This window comes from Actinocorallia lasiicapitis (genome assembly GCF_054778695.1).
The window spans coordinates 1-7,909 of record NZ_BAAGZI010000285.1; the positions used below are offsets into that span (position 1 = coordinate 1).

Consider the following 7,909-nt stretch of genomic DNA (forward strand, 5'->3'; position numbering starts at 1 on the left):
GACCCGCGCTCCCGCCCGTCCCCTTCGACCACGATCCCGGGCGCTCCGCCGCGCCGCGCGTCCAGCAGCAGCGTCCTGATCGTCAGGACGGCGGGCGCGACGGCGTCCAGCCCGCCGGGACGCCCGCCGACCCGCAGCCCGATCACGGCCCCGTAGACCTGACGCGCCTCGAGGTCGACCCCGAGCCCGTCATATCCGGCGAAGAGCGGATAGGTGAACCGCACCTCTTCCTCGTCGTCGGCCGCCCCCTCGGCGGCGAGCAGTTCGATCAGCCGCCGCGCGACCACGGACGTCACCCGGAACTTGGCGGCGGCCCCCGCTCCCGCGGCTTCGGCCAGCGCCCCGATCGAGGTCAGCAGGGTCTGCCAGCCGACGGCCGCGACCAGCGCGTCCCGCCACTGCGCCGCGTACCCTTCGCGTCCGCCCCGCCATTCCTGTGACCGCACCACGACGCGCGGCCCGTCCGGCACGGTCCGCGCCGCGGGCGGTCCGACCGGTCCGTCCCCTTCGGCCGCGGCCCGCAGATCGGCGACGACCCCCTGGATCGTCGCGTCGAGAAACTCCTCCGACTCCACGGCCTCACCAGACGTCGAACCGCGGGAGTTCTGCACGTTCCACCCCAAAGGTCGGCACTACCCGGATCCTCCCCTTGTTCCCCGCCCCTGGCCCCCCGCAATCCTCAGAGCCCGACGAGCGGCACCGGCGCCATCACCCCGGCCAGCAGAACCGCCGCCGCGACCCGCCACCGTCCCGGCGCGTGATCGTCGAGCCCCACCGTGACGGTCCCGAAGCTGAACGCCGCGACGACCGGCCCCGCCACCGCGAGCGTCCAGGGGCCTTCCATCAGCTCGATGAGGCCGGACAGCCCGATGAAGGTGAACACGATCCCGGGGAGCAGGATCTCTCCCGGCCGCGGCACCCGGGTCCACTTCAGGAACCCCCAGCCGAACGCGAGAAAGCCGAGCCCTCCGCAGAGGAGCCCGGCCATCGCGGAGGGCCAGCCCGTGAAGTCCATGTCGCCACCGCGCGGACCGAACCGCCACCCGGTCTCCAGCCCGAGCCCGATCCCGTAGACGGCGGCGGCCAGCAGGCCCGCGAGGAGGGCCGCGCCGCCGCCGCTGATCGCAGCCGATCGCGCCCGAAGAAATGTTCCCGATGTCATGGTTCGTCATCATTCACCATGGCAGCGGGGGTCAGGGAGTGGTGAAGCCCTGCTGGAGTCGGGGGACGAGGTCGACGAGGTCCTGCGCCCAGCACGTGGTGTCGTGCTGGCCCTGGCAGGCGCCCCAGCCCGTGCCGTCGCCGTAGTTCACGAAGTGGTGGGGGATGTTCTTCGCGTTCAGGGCGTTGGAGAGGCGCTGGGAGGCGGCCTCCAGCCAGAACTCCAGGGCCGTGACGTCGCCCCGGCCGTTGCCCACATAGATCGACACGCTCTTGCCGCGCAGCTTCTCGATGTTGGCCGGGTTGGTCGGGTTGGCGGCGTTCCACATCCAGTCGACGTTGAACACCGGATACGGCGAACCGAACAGGGCGTCGCTCGACACGGTCGGGCCCCAGTTGCAGACGCCGCTGGTGCAGAAAGCGCCGACCCCGTTGGTCAGTGTCGCGACGGCGGTGAACCGCAGATCCATCGACGCCGCGGAAAGGTCGTTGTCACCCGAGAGCGTGCCGACCTGATCGAAGAGGTCAGGGTGGAGCTGCGCGTAGTGCAGTGCGCCGAACCCGCCCATCGAGATGCCCGCGACGGCACGCGCCTTCTTCGTGGCGATCGTCCGGAGATTGGAGTCAATGAACGGGATCACCTGGTTGATGTGGAAGTTCTCCCAGTTCTGGGGTCCCGCGGCGGTGTTCTGGTCGCGCCAGTTGGAGTACCAGCCGCGCTTGCCGCCGTCCGGAATGACGGTGATCATCTCGGACGCGTCGTTCAGCGCCGGGAAGTCGATGGCGCTCGGATGGTTGTCCGCACCGTGCAGGAAGTACAGCACCGGGTAGCGCTTGTTCGGCTGCTCGTAGTAGTCACTCGGCAATATGATCTTAATCTCGTGCGGCAACGCGACCTGCGCCGTGTTCACGGTCAGCAGGAAGTTCGTCGAGCTGCCCGTGGCCGGTGCGGCCTGGCTCAGCCCGTACCCGTAGTTCAAAGTCGGCGGTCCGACCTCGGCCGCCTGTGCGGGGGAGGCCGCCGTGAGGAGCAGTCCCGCTCCGACGACGATCGCTCGCGCCTTGTTCACCCATGTTCGCATGGGAGCACACTCAACCGCGAAAAAACAGAGATGTCTATCTATGCCTCGGGCATATGCATTGATACTCATCGGTATGTCCGGACGTTTACCGACTGGTAGCCTCCGCGCCGTGGATCCCGCCGTCATCAAGCAGAGCTTTGAAGTAGTCGAGCGGCGGGCCGTGCAGGCGGCCCGTTTCTTCTACAGCCACCTGTTCCACGCGCACCCCGGTGTCCGTGGCCTGTTCCCTGACGACATGGGTGAGCAGCACGAGCGGCTGCTGCTCGCGCTCGGCCACGCCGCCGCGCACGCCCACGACGTCGACACCCTGGCGGCCTACCTGCGCGGACTCGGCGTCGACCACCGCAAGTTCGGCGCGCTGCCCGACCACTATCCGGCCGTCGGCGCGAGCCTGATCGCGACCCTCGCCCACTTCAGCGGCGCCCGCTGGACGGGCGAGGTCGAGAAGAACTGGCTCGCCGCCTACGAAGTGATCAGCTCGGTGATGATCGAGGCGGCGGCGGAGGCCGAACGGGACGGCGTCCCGCCCTGGTGGGACGCCGACGTGCTGCTCCACGAGCTCCGCACCCCGGACGTCGCCGTGCTGACCGTCCACCCCGACCGGCCCTACCCGTTCCGGTCGGGCCAGTTCCTCAGTGTCAGCTCACCGCGCGCGCCGCAGGTGTGGCGGCCGTATTCGATCGCGAACCCGCCCCGCGCGGACGGCACGCTGGAACTGCACGTCAGGCGGGTGCCGTCCGGGCTGCTCAGCGGGGTTCTCGTGGACGACGTCCGCCCCGGCGACCGGCTCAGGCTCGGCGCGCCGATGGGCGAGCTCACCGTCCCCCGGCCCGGTCGCGCGCTGATCGCCGTCGCGGGCGGCACCGGCTGGGCCCCGATCAAATCGCTGATCATCGAGCTCGCGGACCGTTCCACTCCGCAGCCCGCCACCCTGATCGTCGCCGCGCGCTCGCCGGAGGACGTCTACGACCGGCAGTCGCTGGCCGCGCTCAACCAGGCGTATGACTGGCTCCGTGTCGACCTCGTCGTCCCGGGCCGGCCGCCCGCACTGCTGGAACTGATCAAGACCCGGGCCGTCCACCCGTCCTGCGACGTGGTCGTCTCCGGCCCGGCGCCGATGGTCGAAGCGGTCCGACGTCATGCCGCTGTCCTCGGGCTCCCCGCCTTCAGCGACCCCTGGCACGGGAAGTCGACCATGCCCGACCCGCTGCCGTCGCCGTCCCACTGGTTCCTCCACGACGCCAGGCCCGCCTGGATCAACCCGGCGAACCGCCCATACTGACCGTTCAGCGGTGGGTGAACTCGAGGCGGGCGGGGGAGTCGTCCGGGACGACCATGACGGTGCCGTCGCGGCGCGTCCAGACGTCGGAGATCAGGAAGTACCGGCCGCCGACATGGTCGAGCAGCCGTAGCCCGCTGTACCGGTACAGATACGGTTTCTCCTGTTTCGGGGCCGGCTTGGGGAGCGCCGACTCGACGACGCCCGGCGCGCCGAGATGCAGCCGGACGGGGCTGTAGACCGTCACCTTGGTGAGGGCGCGCGGGTTGATCGCGTCGGCGAGTTCGACGCCGAGGACAGTCGCATACCGGGACGTCCCCGCGAACAGCGCCACCCCGACGAGCACGGCCACGCACCCGCGCAGCGCGGCGTCGTGCGGCTGCGGCCCGGCCCCCCGCAGTCGTCCCGCGTAGAACGCCAGCAGCACGCCCGCGCCCAGCGCGAACGGCAGCGCGACGTACGCCTGCGCCCGCACTGCCGGCACGAACCCCGCCGCCCAGGCCGCCGCCGGCAGGATCAGCCAGGCCAGCGAGAGCAGCGCCAGGACGATCCGGACGGTCCTGGTCGGTGTCGCGACGGCACGGCCGAGCCGGCGGTCCAGCGCCAGCCAGAGCAGACCGGCGAGGCTGATCGTCAGCAGCAGCGCCAGCACCTGCCCGACGCTCCGCAGCACGTAGTCGCGCGTGCTCATGCCGAGGATGCTCTCGTCGATCCCGATCCGCCGCGCCATCACCTCGCTGCGCTGCCACCCGAAGTAGACGAGCAGCGCGGTGACGACCGTCGCGTTGGCGACGACCGCCGCCAGCCACCGCAGCAGCGGCGACCCGGCGGTCTCGGGCGCGGCCTCGCTCATCCGGTGGGCGCCTCGGCGGGCGTCGCCGTGTCCTCCGACGTCCCGTCCGGAGTCGACTCGGGCGTCACCTCGGGCGTCGTCTCCGGTGTCTCGGTGACGGGTGCGGGCGCTGCCGGACAGCTCCCGAACGCCGCTTTCGGCCGGTTCTGCAGCGACGCGGCCGACGCCCGGTACAGCTCGCACATGAACCACGGCTCGTCCGGTTTCACGGCCCCGGAGAACCGGCTCCGCGCCGTCCCCGGATCCCCGGCGCACAGCGCGATCCCGACCCGCAGCAACTGGGTGAACTCCGGAGTGATCTTATAAGGGATCAGCTCGGGGTCGTTCTGGTTCCGGTCGAGCTGAGCCCGTGCCCCCGCGCAGTCCCGCGCGGCGATCAGATCGTAGACGGCCCCCGGCGTCGTGTTCGTCGAGGTGTCCCCGACCGGCAGCTCGAACGGCGAGTACCCGGGACCGTCGTCCTCGTCCTTCGGCCCCTGCCCGGCGGGCGGCGGCCCCCCACCCCCGTTATCCACCGGATCCTTCCCGGCCCCACTCCCGCACGCCGCGCTCACGACCAGCACGACCACGACCCACAGATACCTCAACGCGCCCATGCCCCGACGCTAGGCAGCCCCCCATCGCCACACCTGAGTACGCCCTACTCATCTTGACAACCCGCCTCCCTCCATCGAATATCGATATATTGATTATCGATAAAGAGGAGGGTGCCGTGAAGCGCGGATCTCAAGCCGACTGGCTGAAGGAACTACAGCTCGCCCTCGCCACGGCCGTGGCCGCCGTCGTCGCCCTGGGCCTCCACGCGGCCCTGCCGCCGCTGTTCGGAGCGCCCATCGACGTCGAAGTCCCCGCCTCCGGCCTCACCACACGGCCCCTTGCCGACGACGCCACCGTTCCCGTCCAGCTCACCGACCCTTCTCCGGCCCAGTGCGCCTGGCACCTGGCCGCCACCCTCCCCACCTTCACGGTCATCACCGCGATCCTCGCGGTCCTCCTCCTGCTGGTCCGCGACGCCCGCCGAGACGACCCCTTCACCCGGACCGCCGTCCGCCGCCTCCGCCTGCTGGCCGTCCTCAGCCTGACGGGCCTGGCCGCCGGCCTCCTGGAAGCCCTCGCCACGATCCCCCTCGCCGACCAGGCCGCCGACCGCACGGCCTTCACCTGGCACCTGACCCCCGGCTGGCTGCTCCTCGCCCTGGGGTTCTTCGCCCTCGCCCAGGTCTTTCAGCGCGGCTGCGCCCTCCGCGACGATCTGGCGGCGGTCGTCTGATGCCGGCGGAAGAAGACCGCGTCGTCCTCCACCTCGACCATCTCCTCGCCGCCCGGGGCCTCACCCTCACCGAGCTGGCCGACCGCGTCGGCATCACCCAGGCCAACCTCTCCATCCTGAAGAACGGCCGCGCGAAGGCCATCCGCTTCACCACCCTCACCGCCCTCTGCCAGGCCCTCGACTGCCAACCCGGCGACCTCCTCACCGTCACCCTCGCCGACTAGGCGAGGACCTTCGCGGGGGCGTGTCTTATGGATGTTCGGTCCTGCGCGCGAGTCTCATAAGGCACGGCCTGGCCCGCGGCGCGATTTCTCCTCAACGCATTTCGCGCGGCCGGGGAATTCGGCTTTCCAGAGACTCCGGTGTTTCGGGAAATGGCCCGGGAGTGAGTCCGGTTCGTGGGATTATGTTCCCCGCCGATGGGTGATCTTCGTAGGTGGTGGACAGTGGATTTCTCCAGCATTCCCAAGCCAGACGATCTGCTGGTGGCGCAGTTGCGGGAGTTCTCCGGTCCCGGCTGGGTCCTCGCGACGCTCTTCGCCGTCTACTTCCTGGTCAAGGCCTGGATCGACGCCGTCGTCCTCGGGCACAGGACCGCGGGACGGCTCGGGCGGGCCCTCCGGACGATCGCGTCGACCGGCCCTTCGATGGCGGCGGGCGCGCTGATCGCGGCCGTCGGAACCGGGGTCGTGATCGTCGCCTGGCTGGTCCTGTCGACCGCGTTGGCGAACTTCATGGGACGCGCGGTCAGGGCGGAGGCGTTCGGGCTGCCGGAGGGCGGCGGGGTGGAATTCGCGGATCTGCTGCGCCTGCCGCCCTACAGCGACAATGAGGTCGCGGCCGTGGTGGCGCAGTACGTTCTGTGGAGCGGAGTCATCATCGCGGCCGCGGGAATCGTCGGCGGATTTCGGCGTTCGTCGGCCGCGCCGTTCGCGTTTCTGCTGGCTCCCTGGCTCATCATCGCCGTGTTCACCGGGCTTTACACGATCACGCTCGGGATCGGCGCGCTGTTCGTTCCCGAGGAGGTCGATCCGACGGCGAGCCACGCCCCCGACGACATCGGCGGCCTCGACGCCCTGGGAATGCTCCTGGTGACGGCCGCGATCGTCGGGTATGTCTACGCGGGCGCGCTGATCGGCGCGGCCCCGGCCTGGACGCGCGAGGTGTGGACCGCCGCCGTCGCGCGGCAGCGGTCCCGCCCGTCATCGACCGAGTGACGCGCCCGCACGGCCGGGACGGGCGGTCAGGCGGGTGGTGATCAGGCCGGCGCCCAGGAGGAGCAGGGCGGTGTGGATGAGGAGCGGGAGGGGGGCGTCGGAGCCGGTCGCGGGGAGTTCGGGGCGGGACGCGTGGGGCGGCGGTGTGGGCCGGGGAACGGGTACGACGATCTCGGCGTCGGTGCCGTCGGTGTTGTCAGTCCGGTCGGGGTCCTTGGTGAGGCTCACGACCTTCGCGGTGTTCCGGAGCGACGCGCCGGAACGTGCGGCGCCGGTGAGAGCGGCCCTGAAGGTGAAGGTGCGGCGGCCGTCCGCGGCTAGCCGGCCGATCTCGCAGGTGATCAGACGGCCGGACCGGGTGCAGCCCGACGGCAGCGGCCCCACCAGCGTCAGCCGTGCGGGCAGCCGGTCGACGATCCGGGCGTCGCGGGCGTCGGACGGCCCGGCGTTGCCGACGGTGAGGCGGTAGGTGAACGGCCGTCCCGGCCTGACCCGGCGGGGCCCGTGCTTCCGGACGGACAGGTTCGCCTCGCCGTCGACGAAGATCGTCGCGTCCGCCGTGTCGTTGTCGAGGTCGGTCTCCTCGGTGGTGGTGCTGATCCGGCCCAGCGCGGTGAGGGTCCTGCCCTCGGCGGCGGGCGAGATACGGAGCGTGAACCGCAGGGCGCGGACGACGTCCACGTCGAGATCGCCGAGCGTGCACCTGATCCGCCGCCCCGACCACGTGCAGCCGGACGGCCCGGACAGAACGGACACATACTCGGGCAGCAGATCGCTGATGGTGACGTCACGGGCCATCGACGGCCCCAGATTGGTCGCCTCCAACGTGTACAGGGCCTTCCCGCCCGCGACGACGCGGACGACGTCGCCCCGCACCCGGACCTTCGGCCGGGCGGCGGCTTTCGGCGCAGCCCGTCCGCCGCCCTGACGTCCGGACGCCGGTCCCGGCGTGCCACCGACCGTCGCCGTGGGTGCGGCGCGTGGCGTCATGGACTCCGGTTCCGAGGTGGCATCGGCCGTCGCCGAGGGTGCGGCGCTCGGCGTCAC

Annotated in this window: 10 protein-coding genes; 4 read left to right on the plus strand and 6 right to left on the minus strand. The window is 71.1% G+C overall.

The genetic code is table 11. The annotated features are described in order from the left end of the window. The 3 genes from ACYVE7_RS24800 to ACYVE7_RS24810 all read right to left on the minus strand — a co-directional run. A partial coding sequence (locus ACYVE7_RS24800; RefSeq protein ID WP_460367679.1) for a hypothetical protein occupies nt 1-611 on the minus strand: 611 nt, incomplete at its 3' end. Between the two features lie 68 nt (nt 612-679). Next, nucleotides 680-1,162, minus strand: a complete 483-nt coding sequence (locus ACYVE7_RS24805; protein ID WP_460367681.1) for a hypothetical protein — start codon at nt 1,160-1,162, stop codon at nt 680-682. A gap of 31 nt (nt 1,163-1,193) precedes the next feature. Then, on the minus strand, nt 1,194-2,231 hold the full coding sequence (locus ACYVE7_RS24810; protein ID WP_460367682.1) for an alpha/beta hydrolase: 1,038 nt from the start codon (nt 2,229-2,231) through the stop codon (nt 1,194-1,196). 121 nt (nt 2,232-2,352) lie between these two features. On the opposite strand from ACYVE7_RS24810, the gene ACYVE7_RS24815 reads away from it, so the two are divergent. Further along, a complete protein-coding gene (locus ACYVE7_RS24815) occupies nt 2,353-3,525 on the plus strand; it encodes a globin domain-containing protein (RefSeq protein ID WP_460367684.1) in 1,173 nt (390 codons plus the stop codon). Nucleotides 3,526-3,529: 4 nt separating this feature from the next. Here the strand turns inward: ACYVE7_RS24815 and ACYVE7_RS24820 are convergent, their stop codons facing one another. After that, nucleotides 3,530-4,375 carry a hypothetical protein gene (locus ACYVE7_RS24820; protein WP_460367685.1) on the minus strand — a complete coding sequence of 282 codons (846 nt, stop codon included), beginning with the start codon at nt 4,373-4,375 and terminating at the stop codon, nt 3,530-3,532. Continuing rightward, the gene (locus ACYVE7_RS24825; protein ID WP_460367687.1) at nt 4,372-4,971 is read right to left on the minus strand and encodes a hypothetical protein; all 600 of its coding nucleotides are present in this window, start codon (nt 4,969-4,971) and stop codon (nt 4,372-4,374) included. The genes ACYVE7_RS24820 and ACYVE7_RS24825 overlap by 4 nt, the downstream gene beginning before the upstream one ends. Before the next feature lie 116 nt (nt 4,972-5,087). Here ACYVE7_RS24825 and ACYVE7_RS24830 point away from each other — a divergent pair, with 116 nt between their 5' ends. The 3 genes from ACYVE7_RS24830 (at nt 5,088) to ACYVE7_RS24840 (ending at nt 6,862) form a co-directional block, all read left to right on the plus strand. Further along, nucleotides 5,088-5,645, plus strand: a complete 558-nt coding sequence (locus ACYVE7_RS24830; protein ID WP_460367688.1) for a DUF2975 domain-containing protein — start codon at nt 5,088-5,090, stop codon at nt 5,643-5,645. Beyond that, the gene (locus ACYVE7_RS24835; protein WP_460367689.1) at nt 5,645-5,869 is read left to right on the plus strand and encodes a helix-turn-helix domain-containing protein; all 225 of its coding nucleotides are present in this window, start codon (nt 5,645-5,647) and stop codon (nt 5,867-5,869) included. The genes ACYVE7_RS24830 and ACYVE7_RS24835 overlap by 1 nt, the downstream gene beginning before the upstream one ends. A gap of 222 nt (nt 5,870-6,091) precedes the next feature. Beyond that, nucleotides 6,092-6,862: a hypothetical protein gene (locus tag ACYVE7_RS24840; RefSeq protein ID WP_460367691.1), complete on the plus strand. Its 771-nt coding sequence runs from the start codon at nt 6,092-6,094 to the stop codon at nt 6,860-6,862. Here ACYVE7_RS24840 and ACYVE7_RS24845 read toward each other — a convergent pair. Beyond that, nucleotides 6,848-7,909: hypothetical protein (locus ACYVE7_RS24845; RefSeq protein WP_460367693.1), on the minus strand; the 1,062-nt coding region annotated here is incomplete at its 5' end. The two genes, ACYVE7_RS24840 and ACYVE7_RS24845, sit on opposite strands and share 15 nt — an antisense overlap.